The organism is Pseudomonas sp. RtIB026, assembly GCF_016861355.2.
GTDB classification, from domain to species: Bacteria; Pseudomonadota; Gammaproteobacteria; order Pseudomonadales; family Pseudomonadaceae; genus Aquipseudomonas; species Aquipseudomonas peradeniyensis.
The window spans coordinates 216,037-230,068 of record NZ_AP023348.2 but is presented as its reverse complement, the minus strand read 5'-3'; the positions used below and the strand labels follow the sequence as shown (position 1 = coordinate 230,068).

Here is a 14,032-nt window from a genome sequence, read left to right as displayed (position 1 = left end):
GGCCGGGAACCGACCGCAAGCCTAGTCTATCGCCGTATTCCAAAGGGTTACAGCGGCTATTCAGGCGATTGTTACCCCGGATGAAAAACACTTTTGATAGGCAAGGCAAAATATCCGATTCCGGCGCCAGACCGGAACCTTGACCGCCCACCCGTGATTGGCCGGAGCCCTGATGAACCTGTTCAACCTGCGCCGTTCGGCGCCCGCCGTCGCCGAGCCCAAGCGTGCTCCGGTGATCGAGCCGGCCGGCGCGCAGCTCTCCCGCGAGCGGCTGATGCCCAGCACCGAGCGCGCGCCGCAGGTGTTCGTGCGTGGTCAGGGTTCCTGGCTGTGGGACAGCGAGGGGCACGCCTACCTGGACTTCACCCAGGGCTGCGCGGTCAACAGCCTGGGCCACAGCCCGAGCGTGCTGGTCAAGGCGCTGGGCAACCAGGCCCAGGCGCTGATCAATCCCGGCGCCGGCTATCACAGCCGCGGCCTGCTGAGCCTGGTCGAGCTATTGTGCCAGCGCACCGGCAGTGACCAGGCCTACCTGCTCAACAGCGGTGCAGAAGCCTGCGAGGGCGCGATCAAGCTGGCGCGCAAGTGGGGCCAGCTGCACCGCAACGGCGCCTATCACATCATCACCGCCAGCCAGGGCTGCCATGGTCGCACCCTGGGGGCCTTGTCGGCCTCCGACCCGCTGCCGTGCAACCGCTGCGAGCCCGGCCTGCCGGGCTTCAGCAAGGTGCCGTTCAACGACCTGGCGGCGCTGCACGCGGCGGTCGACTCGCGCACCGTGGCGATCATGCTCGAGCCGATCCAGGGAGAAGCCGGCGTGATTCCGGCCACCCGTGATTACCTCCAGGGTGTCGAGCGCCTGTGCCGTGAGCTGGGCATCCTGCTGATCCTCGATGAAGTACAGACAGGTGTAGGCCGCTGCGGCGCCCTATTGGCAGAAGAGTCCTACGGCGTACGGGCCGACATCATCACCCTCGGCAAGGGCCTGGGCGGCGGCGTGCCCCTGGCGGCGCTACTGGCCCGTGGCCGCGCCTGCTGCGCCGAACCGGGCGAGCTGGAAGGCAGCCACCATGGCAACGCGCTGATGAGCGCCGCCGGGCTGGCCGTGTTGCAGACCGTGCTGGAGGCGGGCTTCTTCGAGCAGGTGCTGGACAGTGGCCGGCACCTGCGCGATGGCCTGAGCCGCCTGGCGGGTCGCTACGGCCAGGGCGAGGTGCGTGGCGAGGGGCTGCTGTGGGGCCTGCAACTGCGTGAAGACAGCGCGGCGCAACTGGTCGAGGCCGCGCTGCAGGAGGGCTTGCTGCTCAATGCGCCGCAGGCCGACGTGGTGCGGTTCTCGCCGGCGCTGACCGTGAGCAAGGGCAATATCGACGAGATGCTGCTGCGCCTGGCCCGGGCGTTCGCCCGCCTGCATGCCCAGCAGCATAACCGCCGCGAAGTGCCGGCCTGACCGGTTGCTCCGGCATACAGAATTTCCACGAACCGTCTGGCGTTCCTGCGCATCGCCCCTGGTCTGAAATACATGGCCCGGGGCGTTTTTTTTGCCCGGTGGAACCTCTGCCAGGCACGGCTAGTCTGTGTTGATACACCCTCAAGGAGCGCAGCACATGGACTTCATCCGCATCATCATCGCCATCATCCTGCCGCCGCTGGGCGTGTTCCTCCAGGTGGGGTTCGGTGGCGCGTTCTGGTTGAATATCCTGCTGACCTTGCTGGGCTATATCCCCGGGATCGTGCACGCGGTGTACATCATCGCCAAGCGCTAGGGGACACGCGGCCCCTGTAGGAGCGGCCTTGTGCCGCGAAAGGGCTGCAAAGCAGCCCCAGGTTCTCAGCGGTAAAGCAGATATCGCCGGGGCCGCTTCGCGGCCCTTTCGCGGCACAAGGCCGCTCCTACAGGGATGGCGTTGCCTGGCTTAGCAACCTGCAATAGAACTTCCACTCTTCCTCGAGCGCATGCGCCAGGTTCGCCGCCTGGCGAAAGCCATGCCGCTCGCCCGCGTAGAAATGCCCCTCGGCCTCGATACCCTTGGCCTTGAGCGCTTCAAGCATGCTGCGGGTCTGCTCCGGCACCACCACCGCGTCCAGCTCACCCTGGAAGAAAATCACCGGCACCTTGATCTGCCCGGCGTGCAGCAGGGGCGTGCGCTGGCGATAACGCTCGGCATCGCGCCGGGGGTCGCCGATCAGCCAGTCCAGGTAGTCGCCTTCGAACTTGTGGGTGGCCCGGCCCAGCGCCTCGGGGTCGCTGACACCGTACAGGCTGGCGCCGCCGCGGAAGACGTCCCGGAAGGCCAGGGCGCAAAGGGTGGTGTAGCCGCCGGCGCTGCCGCCACGAATGAAGGCCTGATCAGGGTCGATCAGGCCCAGGCCGGCAAGATGGGCGACCGCCGCGCAGGCATCTTCCACATCACTCGCTCCCCAGTTCAGGTGCAGTGCCTGGCGGTAGGCGCGACCATAGCCGCTGCTGCCCCGGTAGTTGAGGTCGGCGACGGCAAAGCCGCGCTGGGTCCAGTACTGGATGCGCGGGTCGAGCACCGGGTAGCAGGCCGAAGTCGGGCCGCCGTGAATGAACACCACCAGCGGCGATGGCCCATCCGAGCCTTGCATGGCCGGGTAGAAGAATCCGTTGGCCTCGCCTTCGCCACTGGCGTAACGGATCGGCTGTGGGAGGCTGATGTCCTCGGCGGGCAGCACCTCGGCGCCACCTGCCAGCACCTGGACTTCGTGGCTGCGCCGGTCGATGGCGATCACGGCCGCTGGGCTGATCGGCGAGGCGGATACGGCGTAGAGCTGTCCGTCATCCAGCGCCAGGCTACGGAAACGCGTGTACGCACTGGCATAACGCTCCACTTCGCCATCGGCGCGGCGCAGCCCCAGTTGCCCGAAACCGTCCTCGAACCAGCTGGCCAGATAGCTGGCGGGGCCAAGGGCCAGCCAGGTGCTGGCGCCCAGTTGCCAGGGGGCGGCGGCATGGTCGGCGAGCGCGGCGGGCAGGCGTTGCCAGTGGCCGTCGCGTTCGCCCCAGGGCTGCCAGAAACCGTCGCGGTCGGACAGGCAATACAAGCGGCCTTGTTCGTCGAAGCGTGGCTGTTGCAGCGATTCGTCCTGCCCGGCGATACAGCGTGCCGGGCCCCAGGCGCCAGACGGTTCGCGTTCCCGGCACATCAGGCGGGTGACGGTCCAGGGTTGGGCCGGGCGGTCCCACTCGATCCAGGCCAGGCGTTCCCCATCGTGGCTCAGCGTGGGCGAGGCGTAGAAGTCGGCCCCTTCGGCCAGGATTTGTCGATGCTCCGGCGAGAGGCTCACCAGGCGATGCACGACCTGTTCGCCATGCTGCTCTTCGACGGCGAGCACCTGGCCGGCCTGCCACTGCACATCGCCATAGCGGCAGTCGTCGGCGTGGGTAAGCGGGCGCGGTGGGCTGCCATCCAGGGCCTGCAGGTAGACCTGTTGGTCCTTTTCGTTGACGAATACCAGCCCGTCGTCGCCCAGGCAGAAGCTGCCGCCACCGTACTCATAGACCCGGCTGCGCACACTGAATCCGTCCGGGGTCAGGCAGCGGGCCTGCTGATCGCGCCAGTGCCAGACCCGGCAGGCGCCATCGGCGGGGCGGAACTCATTCCAGAACACACCTTGCGCGCCGACCTTGAGCTCGGCGAAGTCGGTGCCGGCGGCCACCGCCTGGGCGGCGCTGAACTCAGCCACGGGCGATGACATGGGAATTGCGCTCGTTGCGGAAGGTCATTTGTTCGATCTCCAGCGTTGCGTGTTCGGCCTCCTCGCGGGCCTTGAGGATGATGCCATGGTCCGGCGACTTGGCGCACACCGGGTCCGCCTTGCTGGCGTCGCCGGTGAGCATGAAGGCCTGGCAACGGCAGCCGCCGAAGTCCTTTTCCTTCTCGTCGCATGAGCGGCACGGTTCGGGCATCCAGTCATAGCCACGGAAGCGGTTGAAACCGAACGAGTCGTACCAGATATGCCGCAGGTCGTGGTCGCGCACATTGGGGAACTGCACCGGCAGCTGGCGCGCGCCATGGCAGGGCAACGCGGTGCCATCCGGCGTGATGGTCAGGAACAGGCTGCCCCAGCCGTTCATGCAGGCCTTGGGGCGCTCTTCGTAGTAGTCCGGGGTGACGAAGATCAGCTTGCACGGCTTGCCTTCGGCCTTGAGCTTGTCCCGGTACTCGTTGGTGATGCGCTCGGCCCGCTCCAGCTGGGCGCGGGTCGGCAGCAGGCCCAGGCGGTTGAGGTGCGCCCAGCCGTAGAACTGGCAGGTGGCCAGCTCTACGAAGTCGGCTTCAAGGGCCAGGCACAGCTCGATGATGCGGTCGATCTTGTCGATATTGTGCCGATGGGTGACGAAATTGAGCACCATCGGGTAGCCATGGGCCTTCACCGCCCGGGCCATCTCCAGCTTCTGCGCGAAGGCTTTCTTCGAGCCGGCCAGCAGGTTGTTCACCTGCTCGTCGCTGGCCTGGAAGCTGATCTGGATATGGTCCAGCCCGGCCTGCTTGAACGCGGCGATCTTCTGCTCGGTCAGGCCGATGCCGGAGGTGATCAGGTTGGTGTAGTAGCCCAGGCGCCGGGCTTCGCCGATCAGATCGGCGAGGTCCTGGCGCACCAGCGGCTCGCCGCCGGAAAAGCCGATCTGCGCGGCGCCCATCTCGCGGGCTTCGGCCATCACCTTGAACCACTGCTCGGTGCTCAGCTCCTTGCCCTGCTCGGCGAAGTCCAGCGGGTTGGAGCAGTACGGGCACTGCAGCGGGCAGCGGTAGGTGAGTTCGGCCAGCAGCCACAGCGGCAGGCCTACCGGTACCTCAGGCGAGGGTGATCCAGTGTTCGGCACGGGCCACCTCCATGAATTGCTCGATGTCGTCGGCGACTTCGGGCACACCGGGGAACTGCTGCTCGAGTTCGGCGATGATCAAAGCGACACTGCGCTGGCCATCGATGAGCCCGCCGATCAGCCCGGCGCTGTCGTTGAGCTTGATCATCCCTTCGGGGTACAGCAGCACATGGCCCTTCTGCGCCGGCTCGTACTGGAAACGGTAGCCGGGGCGCCAGGCGGGCACCTGTTGACGGTCGAAACTCATAGGGTGATCCCCTTGTGCCAGACCCGCTCGCGGGTGACGCTGTGATAGGGCGGGCGGTTCAGTTCATAGGCCATGCTCATGGCGTCGAGCATGCTCCACAGGATATCCAGCTTGAACTGCAGGATCTGCAGCATGCGTTCCTGCCCCTCGCGGGTGGTGTAGTGCTGCAGGGTGATCGCCAGGCCGTGCTCCACATCGCGCCGGGCCTGGCCCAGGCGGGTGCGGAAGTATTCGTAGCCGGCCGGGTCGATCCACGGATAGTGCTGCGGCCAGCTGTCCAGGCGCGACTGGTGGATCTGCGGGGCGAACAGTTCGGTCAGCGAGCTGCTGGCGGCTTCCTGCCAGCTGGCGCGGCGGGCGAAGTTGACGTAGGCGTCGACCGCGAAGCGCACGCCGGGCAGCACCAGTTCCTGGCTGCGCAACTGGTCGGGGTCCAGGCCCACGGCCTGGCCGAGGCGCAACCAGGCCTCGATGCCGCCGTCCTCGCCGGGCGCGCCATCGTGGTCGAGCAGGCGCTGGATCCACTCGCGGCGCACTTCGCGGTCCGGGCAGTTGGCCAGGATCGCGGCATCCTTCATCGGGATGTTGACCTGGTAGTAAAAGCGGTTGGCCACCCAGCCCTGGATCTGCTCGCGGCTGGCGCGGCCTTCATACATCGCCACATGGTAGGGGTGATGGATGTGGTAGTAGGCGCCCTTGGCGCGCAGGGCCTGCTCGAACTCGGCAGGGGACAGGGGCATTGCATCGCTCATGGAGGGCTCCTGTGATGGTTCGTTGTACGTGGGAGCGGGCTTGACCCGCGATGGCGGCGTCAGCCTCACCATCGCTATCGCGGGGCAAGCCCGCTCCCACGTTGTGCAAGGGCTGCCCTTACAACACGATGCTCATGCCATCGAAGGCGACTTCCACGCCCCGGCGCTGCACTTCGGCGCGTTCCGGCGAGTCTTCGTCGAGGATCGGGTTGGTGTTGTTGATGTGGATAAGCACCTTGCGCTGGCGCGGGAAGCCATCCAGTACCTCGAGCATGCCGCCCGCGCCGTTCTGCGCCAGATGGCCCATCTCGCGGCCGGTGCGGGTGCCGACGCCGCGGCGCTGCATCTCATCATCCTCCCACAGGGTGCCGTCGACCAGCAGGCAGTCGGCGCCGTGCATCATCTCCAGCAGCTTGGCGTCGACCTGGCCCAGGCCCGGCGCGTAGAACAGCTTGCCGCCGGTGCGGGTGTCCTCCACCAGCAGCCCGAGGTTGTCGCCCGGGTGCGGGTCGAAGCGGTGCGGGGAGTAGGGCGGCGCGGCGCTGCGCAGGGGGAAGGGGGTGAGGCGCAGGTTCGGGCAGGCGTCGATGACGAAGCTGCCTTCGAGCTCGATGCGGTTCCACACCAGGCCGCCGTTCCAGTGGCTGAGCATGTTGAACAGCGGAAAACCGGTGGTCAGGTCCTGGTGGACCATGTCGGTGCACCACACCTGGTGCGGGCAGCCCTCGCGCAGGCTGAGCAGGCCGGTGGTGTGGTCGATCTGGCTGTCGAGCAGGACGATGGCGTCGATACCGGTGTCGCGCAGGGCGCGTGCCGGCTGCATCGGCGCGAACGCCTGGAGCTGTGCGCGGATGTCCGGCGAGGCATTGCACAGGATCCAGTGCTCGCCGTCGTCGGACAGGGCGATGGACGACTGGGTGCGCGCCGTGGCACGCAGGGTACCGTCACGGTAGCCCTTGCAGTTGGCGCAGTTGCAGTTCCACTGGGGGAACCCGCCACCGGCGGCGGAACCGAGGATCTGGATGTACATGGGTACTCTCTAGCCGCAAAGGTTAGCCCGAAAGCCGTATCGGAAAAACGCAAACGCCCCGGCGGGCCGAGGCGTCGAACCGCGCAGACGCTTAACGGTTGGCGAAGTACATGGTCACTTCGAAGCCGATACGCAGGTCAGTGTATGCAGGTTTGGTCCACATGGGCTTGCTCCTTCCGGATGGGGTTTGGGGTGGTCGGCTCACTATTGGGTACTCCCCGGAGAGAGAGGTTCCATTGGCCGAGATTGCGCTATCTTACAAGAAAAATTTGTACCGAAAGGTTAATTCTTCGAAAAGCGCCATTGCATTTGCGGTAACAATCCCGCCTTTTTTCATAGCCATTCGGCGTCCGGGGCGGCGGCATTGGCCAGGCACAACCAACCGTGGCTGGCATCGAGCAACTGCTGGAGCAATGCATCCAGCTGGCCTTGTTCGACATTGAGGATAGACCCTCGCATGCGCGACAGGTCGGCATTGTGTGTCGCGATATGTGCCTGCCAGGCCCATTGCGTGATATCGGCGTTGGCCATCGCTGTCTCGTCGAACTGATCTGCCAGCTGCGCTCGCGCCGCTGGGGCCAGTGCGACGCCCTGGCGCAGCAGGTCCAGCAGATGGCCGAGGATCTGTGCGTGGTCGGCGTGCGGCGATTGCACGCCGAACAGCAGCCCGGCGTAGCCTTCGATCTGACGAAAGGCGCTGAACACGGCGTAACCCAGCTGCAGCTCGACGCGCAGGCGCTGATAGAACGGGCCTTGCAGCACGTGGGCGAGCAGGCGACCGGCGGCCTGCAGATCAGCCGGCAGCGGACAGAACAGCAACAGCGCGGGCTCGCTGCCCGAAGTCGGGACCTGCTGCCAACGGCGTCCGAGGATCGGGCGCGCTGGCGAGGCGGCGATCGGTTGTCCCATGAGGTCTTGCAGTGCCGTGCCCAGGGCGCCCTGTTGGGCGGGGGTGAACCCTTGCGCCAATCCCTGCCAGCGTGCCTGCTGCCAGAGTGTGTCGAGCCGCGACTGGTCCAGGGTGCAGGCTGGCTGCGATTGACCCTCACCCTTCAGTAAGGCGTCCGGCAGTGCCTTCAGCAGGGCACGGATCGGAATCAGCGGCGCTTCGGCTGCCGTTGGCGAGTGCCAATGCTCTCGGGCCGGCGCGCGCAGCAAGGTCAGGGCTTCCTGCGTGGCAATGATCACGGCCAGCGGATGCCCCGCCAGGCGCAACTGCCAGTACTCGCCAAGGGTCTCGAAGCCCAGTTGCAGCGCCGCCTGCGCGGCCCGCTCGCGCAGGGGTTGCAGGCTGTGTTGCAGAACGACCTGCATGCGCTGACGCAACGGCGAAGGAATGTGCCAACGCAGGTCGAGGGTCGCAAACTGGCGAGAGGGCGGCAGGCAGTCGCCGATATCGAGCCCTGCTGGCAACGGCGTGCTGGTCGCGGGTAGTTCGGTTGCCAGCAGCGCTTCATCGGGGGGCAACTGCCAATCTCCGGCAGCCGAGGAAGGCAAGTCCCACAGCAGTGCGGCGAAGGCGTCCAGGCCTTGTGTCCCGAGCCCTGCGAAAGGCCGGCCGGCACTGTCGCGCTGGGCCAGTTCCAGTGCGCTGGCGGCCTGTTCATGGCGTTGCTGCAGGCGGGTGAAGCGATCGTTCAGTTGCTTGTGGTCCTGTTGTCGCAGAAAACCCAGCCAGCCGTGCAGCAGCTCCCGGGTCTCGGCCAGGCAGGCCTGGTCCGACAGCTGCAGCTGGACATGCCAGAGCAACTGCCCGGCATGGGCGTGGAGTTGTTGCGCCTTGTAGCCCTGCAGCCAGCCGCGCCGGCGCAAGGCGTTCAGCCAACCGCCGGGCTGGCTGTCGTTGAGCTGGGCCAGCAGCAGTTCGAGCGCCTGTTCCGCGCCATCCGGCAGTCCGTCATGGGCGAACAGTAGGTCGCGGCGGTTGCCCCAGGCGTCTGGTTGGTGCAGCGGCGCGTCGAGCAAGGCGGGTGGCCGTTGCCGGGTGACGCTTTCGCCCTTGGCGAACAGCCCGCCGAACTGCCTGCCCAGGTGCGCCAGCTCATCCAGCGGCTGCGGGCCGGCCAGGCTCAGGGTGAGTTGCCCGCCCTGGTAGAAGTCGTGGTGGAACTGCCTCAGTCCTTGCTGGAAGGCCTGGCTTTCCAGCGGCAGGCTATGACGGTTGCCAGCATGGAAGCCGCTCAGCGGATGGCGCGCCGACACCGACTGCAACAGGGCGAACTGACGCTGTGCCTCGGGGTTGCGCGACCAGGCGATGAACTCGGCATGGATCACTTCCCGCTCGCGGCGCTGGCGTTCGATGGCGAAGTCCGGCTCGGCGAGCATTTGGCACAGACGCTCCAGCCCACCAGCCAGCGCCACGGGGGGCACTTCGAAGAAGAAGTCGGTGGTGCGCTCGCGGGTGCTGGCGTTGACCTGGCCACCCAGGCCCTGGACGTAGCGCATCAGGCCGTCGTCCAGCGGAAAACGCGTATTACCGAGGAAGAACAGGTGTTCGAGAAAGTGCGCCAGGCCCGGCCAGCGCGCTGGTGCGTCGTGGCTGCCGGCATGCACCCGCAGCGCAGCCGCCGCGCGCTTGAGGCGTGGCGCGTGGCGCAGGGTCAGGTGCAGGCCGTTGGCGAGGGTGAGGTGGCGAATGGCATCGGACATGACGCCATGCTAGCGCGCAATGCCGAGGTTGTCTGTTCTGGCCTTTTCGCGGCACAAGGCCGCTCCTACAGGCGACCGCGCCCCCCTGTAGGAGCGGCCTTGTGCCGCGAAAGGGCTGCAAAGCAGCCCCGGCAGCTCCAAGCCGAGCGCCAATTCTCAATACCCTGAAAGGACTGGCTGTTAATGCAGATCCCGACGCAAGTCCGCCAGGTAGGGAAACGCCTCCCGCCCTTTCAATACCCGCTCACGCTGCAGGTCTGCCAATAACAGTCCTTCCTCATCCCCGCCCATCACCAGCACATCACCATCCGGCCCGACGATGCTGCTCTGCCCGCAATACCGGATCTTGCCCTCGCTGCCGCAGTAGTTGGCGTACACCAGATAACACTGGTTCTCCTGCGCCCGCGAGCGCACGGTCACCTGGCAGACGAAGTCATAAGGCGCCATGTTCGCCGTTGGCACCAGGATCAGCTCGGCACCGTTCAGCGCCAGGCGCCGGGCGTTTTCCGGGAACTCGATGTCGTAGCAGATCAGCAGCCCGACCTTCCAGCCGTCCAGCTCGACCACCGGGAAGTGATCGGCGCCGGGGCTGAACATCGAGCGGTCCAGCTCGCCGAACAGGTGGGTCTTGCGGTAGTTGCACAGGCTGCGGCCATGGGCGTCGATCAGTTGCACGCTGTTGTGGATCGACCCGTCCTCGGCCTGTTCCGGGTAGCCATAGACGATGGCGATCCGGTGCGCCTGGGCGATCTCGACGACGCTCATGGCCGAGGGGCCGTCCTCGGCCTCGGCCAGGCGTTCCACCTGGTCCAGGCCGATGTTGTAGCCGCTGAGGAACATCTCCGGGCACACCAGCAACTGCGCGCCACGGGCGGCCGCCTGCTGGGCCTGGTGCTGCAGGCGCTCGAGATTGCCGGGCACGTCCAACGGCTTGGGCGTGCCCTGGAACAGGGCGATGCGCATGAGGCTACTCCTCCGCTCAGTCGGCCAGGGCGATCGGGCCGAGCTCGTGGAACACATCGCCCGGGCCGGGGTTGTCCGGGTGGGTCTGGCCACCGAAGTGGTTGATGATACCCCACACCGCATTGAGCGAAGTCTGCACCGCGCCTTCCACCCAGGCCGGGGTCCACGACACATCGTCACCGGCGATGAATATGCCGCGCTGTTCGGCGGGCATGTCCTGCTGCATGAAGTGCGCGTACATGCGCTGGTTGTAGCGGTAGTGGCCCGGCAGCGCGCCCTTGAAGGCGCCGAGGAAGTGCGGGTCGGCCTCCCACGAGATGGTGATCGGGTCGCCGATGATATGCCCGGCGATATCGGTCTTGGGGTAGATCTTCTTCAGTGCGTCGAGGGCCAGTTGCACGCGTTTTTCGGTCGGGTGCGGCAGCATCTTCAGGGCGTCGCTCATCCACGCGTAGGACAGGCAGATCACCCCCGGCTTGTCGTCGCCGTTGTCGAACAGGTAGGTGCCGCGGGTCAGGCGATCGGTGAGGGTCATGCTCATCAGGTCGCGGCCGGTTTCCGGGTCCTTGTCCTTCCAGAACGGCCGGTCGACCATGACGAAGGTCTTCGACGACTGCATGTAGCGGGTGCGGTCCAGGGCCATCCACATCTTCTGCGAGAACAGCGACTCCTCGCAGTCGATCTGGGTGGTCAGCAGCCAGCTCTGGCAGGTGGTGAGCACAGCTGCGTAATGGCGCACGTCGCCGTAGTTGTCGGTGACCGCCAGGCGGCCATCGGCGGCGCGGGCGATGCGCTTGACCCCGGTGCGCGGCGCGCCGCCGTGCAGGCCGCTGAGGCTGGTGCCGGCCGGCCAGTGGGCGCAACGCTCCGGCACATGGCGCCAGATGCCCTGCGGTACCTGCTCGACGCCGCCGACCACCAGGTGCTGGTGATCGTCGCAGTTGGTCATCACCACGCGGAAGATTTCCAGCATCGAGTTGGGGAAGTCCGAATCCCAGCCGCCGGTGCCGAAACCGACCTGGCCGAACACTTCGCGGTGCTGGAAGCTCAACTTGGCGAACGAGCGCGAGGTGGCGACGAAGTCATAGAAGGTGCGGTCGTCCCACAGCGGTACCAGCTTGTTCCACAGGTCCTTGAGGCGCGGCACGTCGCGGTCGCGGATGGCCTGCTGGATATCACCGAACTGCGCGCCGCTCTCCAGGGCGTCGGCCCAGGCCTCGGCCACTTCGTGGAACAGCTGCGGCAGGTCGGCGGATTTCTCGGCGTAGTAGGTTTGGCCTTCCAGGTCGATGACCGTGCTGCCCGAAGCTGGGGTCAGCGGGTTGGGGAAGGGCTTGGTCTCCAGGCCCAGCTTGTCGACGTAGTGGTAGAACGCCGTGGACGACACCGGGAAGCGCATGCCGCCCAGTTCGGCGACGATGCCGTCGGTGCCGTTGAACGCCTGCGAGCGCAGCCGGCCACCCAGCTTGGAGGCCTCGTACACCACCGGCTTGAGGCCCAGCTTCATCAGCTCGTAGGCCGCCACCAGCCCGGCGATACCGCCACCGACGATCGCCACCTCTTCGCCATGGCGCTCCTTGGGAATGCTGCCCAGGCCGGCCGGGTGCTCCAGCCAGTCGTCGAAGGCGAACGGGAAGTCGGGGCCGAAGATGGTGATGGGTTTCTTGCCGTCGGCGGGGTGGCGGTTTTTCTTGTTCATGTAATGACCTTGCCAGGGGCTGCGCAGGGGGCGGAGCCTGAGTATAGAGAATGCCTGGTGGCCATTTTATGAAGTGGGGTGCTCGTTATTAAGGTGCAGAGTGGCGTCGTTATGTGATTTGTTTCGTCTTAATGATTCATACTTATTCAATACTGACGAATCAGCTCAGCGATGCCAGGTGCTCGACGGTTTCAGGGTACTTCTGCACCAGTCGGATGAGTGCCACGGCCTGGGCGTTGGGCTTGGAGCGGCCCTGTTCCCAGCTCTCCAGGGTGCGGGCGTTGGTGCGCAGGTAGGCGGCAAACACTGCCCGGGACATGTTCAGGCGCTGGCGCAGTTCGGTCAGTTCGTTGGGGGCCAGCGGGGCAAGCTCCTCGAAGGTCACCTTGTGCGAGCGCAGGGTCAGTTTGCCGGCGCGCTCATGGGCGAGGGCGTCGAAGCCTTCGGTGAGTTCAGTGAAGATGTTGCGTGGCATTGGTGGCTCCTGCTTTTCAGGTGCGCCATGTTGCCATTTCTGTACGTGATCTACGTATAGAATATTACTTTCAAGTTGTTTCACTTGGCGGGTTCCCAAGTCTTGAGGCGAGATGCATACCTTGTGGGAGCGGGCTTGCCCCGCGAATTGGGCCGCATAGTGATTATCGGGTCATGGCACGGGCTCAGCCCGTGATCGCGGGGCAAGCCCGCTCCCACAAAGTCTACGTCGCGCTGGAGAGAATCAGCTTGGTCCTACAGAGACATGTAATAACAGGAAGTATCCTACGAGCCATGTAGCCTCGGTCTGGCAGTTTGGGAGAACCCTTCGCGGTTAACTTCAGCCGGTCACCGCCTATTCGGTGAGCGGGCGTGAGAACCCTCTTCCAACTTGAGCGCCGAGGCATGCGTTATGGCAGCCTTGCGCGGGCAGGCTTTTGCCTGGCCGGTTTCCAAGTTGGCCGGATTCTCACCCCGCGTACGGCTGCCACCCAATTCCCGTGAGAAGGATGCAGATGGCAGTAAACCCTGGCTCAACTTGGATACTGCGCTATGAAAAAGATCGTCCCCGACCCACCCCTCTCCCTGAACCCGACCACCGAGCAGTCCTTCTGCTCCTGCCAGTCCAGCCATCCCCCCATCTTCACCGTGCGCCCCGGCGTCGATGCCGCCGATGCCCTGGTCCACGCCAGCATGCTGGCCCGGGCCATCCAGGAAATCGCCGATGAATACGCCCAGCACCATGCCCCCGAGGCGGGGCGGGCGATGATCTGGTCGATCCTGCATTCGGCGGAAACGGTACGCGCGCTGCTGGAAGGGCTGCTCGAAGCGATGGAGGCCTGAGGGCCGGGCGTCGCGGTCAGCCCGGCTGGCCGCGGTCCACCTTGCTGCTGAGGATGATCGACGTGGTGGTCTTCTCCACCCCGTCGAGGCTGCCGATCAGGTCGAGCAACTGGTCCAGTTGCTCCGGCGAGTCGCTGAGCAGCCAGGCCACGTAGTCGAACTCGCCACTGACCGCGCACAACTGCTGGACCTGCCCCATGGCGCTGAGGTGGCGCACGATGTCCTTGCCCGAGCGCGGCTGCGCCTTGATCCCCACGTACGCCTGCAGGCCGCCGCCGATCAGGCGCTGGCCCAGGCGCACACCATAGCCGGTGATCACCTTGTTGCGCTCCAGGCGCTCGAGCCGCGAGTTCACCGTGGTGCGGGCGATGCCCAGCTGGCGGGCGAGGGTGGCGACGCTTTCGCGGGCATTGATCTGCAGCAGCGCGATCAACTGGCGATCGATGGCGTCAAGGGCGATGGAGGAGGTGGCCGGCATGGTAGGTCTCTTTTGTCGAGCTGCTAGCCTATGCAAGCGCGACCGCTT

The 14,032-nt window shown here is 65.9% G+C and carries 14 protein-coding genes; 3 read left to right on the top strand and 11 right to left on the bottom strand.

What is annotated here, in order from left to right; all coding sequences use genetic code 11:
• Positions 1 to 172 precede the first annotated feature (172 nt).
• Together PRtIB026_RS01130 and PRtIB026_RS01125 are read left to right on the top strand one after the other, a co-directional pair.
• Complete coding sequence (locus PRtIB026_RS01130; RefSeq protein WP_203649862.1) at positions 173 to 1,450, top strand: aspartate aminotransferase family protein; 1,278 nt, start codon at positions 173 to 175, stop codon at positions 1,448 to 1,450.
• Positions 1,451 to 1,607: 157 nt separating this feature from the next.
• Entirely contained in the window at positions 1,608 to 1,766 is a 159-nt protein-coding gene (locus PRtIB026_RS01125; protein ID WP_009681539.1) for a YqaE/Pmp3 family membrane protein, read from the top strand.
• 127 nt (positions 1,767 to 1,893) lie between these two features.
• On the opposite strand, the gene PRtIB026_RS01120 is transcribed toward PRtIB026_RS01125, so the two are convergent.
• The 10 genes from PRtIB026_RS01120 to PRtIB026_RS01075 form a co-directional block, all read right to left on the bottom strand.
• The gene (locus tag PRtIB026_RS01120) at positions 1,894 to 3,720 is read right to left on the bottom strand and encodes an alpha/beta hydrolase family protein (RefSeq protein WP_203649864.1); all 1,827 of its coding nucleotides are present in this window, start codon (positions 3,718 to 3,720) and stop codon (positions 1,894 to 1,896) included.
• Entirely contained in the window at positions 3,701 to 4,849 is a 1,149-nt protein-coding gene (gene pqqE / locus PRtIB026_RS01115) for a pyrroloquinoline quinone biosynthesis protein PqqE (protein WP_203649866.1), read from the bottom strand. The genes PRtIB026_RS01120 and pqqE overlap by 20 nt, the downstream gene beginning before the upstream one ends.
• Positions 4,821 to 5,096 carry a pyrroloquinoline quinone biosynthesis peptide chaperone PqqD gene (gene pqqD, locus PRtIB026_RS01110; protein ID WP_203649868.1) on the bottom strand — a complete coding sequence of 92 codons (276 nt, stop codon included), beginning with the start codon at positions 5,094 to 5,096 and terminating at the stop codon, positions 4,821 to 4,823. The genes pqqE and pqqD overlap by 29 nt, the downstream gene beginning before the upstream one ends.
• Complete coding sequence (gene pqqC / locus PRtIB026_RS01105) at positions 5,093 to 5,848, bottom strand: pyrroloquinoline-quinone synthase PqqC (protein WP_203649870.1); 756 nt, start codon at positions 5,846 to 5,848, stop codon at positions 5,093 to 5,095. Before pqqC ends, pqqD begins: the two co-directional genes overlap by 4 nt.
• Positions 5,849 to 5,966: 118 nt before the next feature.
• Positions 5,967 to 6,878 (bottom strand): pyrroloquinoline quinone biosynthesis protein PqqB, encoded by a 912-nt coding sequence (gene pqqB, locus PRtIB026_RS01100; RefSeq protein WP_203649873.1) that lies wholly within the window; start codon positions 6,876 to 6,878, stop codon positions 5,967 to 5,969.
• 91 nt (positions 6,879 to 6,969) lie between these two features.
• The gene (gene pqqA, locus PRtIB026_RS01095) at positions 6,970 to 7,041 is read right to left on the bottom strand and encodes a pyrroloquinoline quinone precursor peptide PqqA (protein WP_003243383.1); all 72 of its coding nucleotides are present in this window, start codon (positions 7,039 to 7,041) and stop codon (positions 6,970 to 6,972) included.
• Between the two features lie 170 nt (positions 7,042 to 7,211).
• Positions 7,212 to 9,527 (bottom strand): pyrroloquinoline quinone biosynthesis protein PqqF, encoded by a 2,316-nt coding sequence (pqqF, locus tag PRtIB026_RS01090; protein WP_203649875.1) that lies wholly within the window; start codon positions 9,525 to 9,527, stop codon positions 7,212 to 7,214.
• Between the two features lie 180 nt (positions 9,528 to 9,707).
• Positions 9,708 to 10,490 (bottom strand): carbon-nitrogen hydrolase family protein, encoded by a 783-nt coding sequence (locus PRtIB026_RS01085; RefSeq protein WP_203649877.1) that lies wholly within the window; start codon positions 10,488 to 10,490, stop codon positions 9,708 to 9,710.
• A 16-nt stretch (positions 10,491 to 10,506) separates the two neighbouring features.
• The gene (locus PRtIB026_RS01080) at positions 10,507 to 12,189 is read right to left on the bottom strand and encodes a flavin monoamine oxidase family protein (RefSeq protein WP_203649880.1); all 1,683 of its coding nucleotides are present in this window, start codon (positions 12,187 to 12,189) and stop codon (positions 10,507 to 10,509) included.
• 160 nt (positions 12,190 to 12,349) lie between these two features.
• The gene (locus PRtIB026_RS01075; protein WP_203649882.1) at positions 12,350 to 12,664 is read right to left on the bottom strand and encodes a helix-turn-helix domain-containing protein; all 315 of its coding nucleotides are present in this window, start codon (positions 12,662 to 12,664) and stop codon (positions 12,350 to 12,352) included.
• Positions 12,665 to 13,215: 551 nt separating this feature from the next.
• On the opposite strand from PRtIB026_RS01075, the gene PRtIB026_RS01070 reads away from it, so the two are divergent.
• The gene (locus PRtIB026_RS01070) at positions 13,216 to 13,506 is read left to right on the top strand and encodes a DUF3077 domain-containing protein (protein ID WP_203649884.1); all 291 of its coding nucleotides are present in this window, start codon (positions 13,216 to 13,218) and stop codon (positions 13,504 to 13,506) included.
• Between the two features lie 16 nt (positions 13,507 to 13,522).
• Here PRtIB026_RS01070 and PRtIB026_RS01065 read toward each other — a convergent pair whose 3' ends face one another.
• Positions 13,523 to 13,984: an Lrp/AsnC family transcriptional regulator gene (locus PRtIB026_RS01065; RefSeq protein WP_088852407.1), complete on the bottom strand. Its 462-nt coding sequence runs from the start codon at positions 13,982 to 13,984 to the stop codon at positions 13,523 to 13,525.
• Between the last annotated feature and the right edge of the window lie 48 nt (positions 13,985 to 14,032).

Coding starts and splice junctions, on each gene's coding strand:
- PRtIB026_RS01130 (WP_203649862.1), top strand. CDS start 173: ATGAACCTGTTCAACCTGCGCCGTTCGGCGCCCGCCGTCGCCGAGCCC.
- PRtIB026_RS01125 (WP_009681539.1), top strand. CDS start 1,608: ATGGACTTCATCCGCATCATCATCGCCATCATCCTGCCGCCGCTGGGC.
- PRtIB026_RS01120 (WP_203649864.1), bottom strand. CDS start 3,720: ATGTCATCGCCCGTGGCTGAGTTCAGCGCCGCCCAGGCGGTGGCCGCC.
- pqqD (WP_203649868.1), bottom strand. CDS start 5,096: ATGAGTTTCGACCGTCAACAGGTGCCCGCCTGGCGCCCCGGCTACCGT.
- pqqC (WP_203649870.1), bottom strand. CDS start 5,848: ATGAGCGATGCAATGCCCCTGTCCCCTGCCGAGTTCGAGCAGGCCCTG.
- pqqB (WP_203649873.1), bottom strand. CDS start 6,878: ATGTACATCCAGATCCTCGGTTCCGCCGCCGGTGGCGGGTTCCCCCAG.
- pqqF (WP_203649875.1), bottom strand. CDS start 9,527: ATGTCCGATGCCATTCGCCACCTCACCCTCGCCAACGGCCTGCACCTG.
- PRtIB026_RS01085 (WP_203649877.1), bottom strand. CDS start 10,490: ATGCGCATCGCCCTGTTCCAGGGCACGCCCAAGCCGTTGGACGTGCCC.
- PRtIB026_RS01080 (WP_203649880.1), bottom strand. CDS start 12,189: ATGAACAAGAAAAACCGCCACCCCGCCGACGGCAAGAAACCCATCACC.
- PRtIB026_RS01075 (WP_203649882.1), bottom strand. CDS start 12,664: ATGCCACGCAACATCTTCACTGAACTCACCGAAGGCTTCGACGCCCTC.
- PRtIB026_RS01070 (WP_203649884.1), top strand. CDS start 13,216: ATGAAAAAGATCGTCCCCGACCCACCCCTCTCCCTGAACCCGACCACC.
- PRtIB026_RS01065 (WP_088852407.1), bottom strand. CDS start 13,984: ATGCCGGCCACCTCCTCCATCGCCCTTGACGCCATCGATCGCCAGTTG.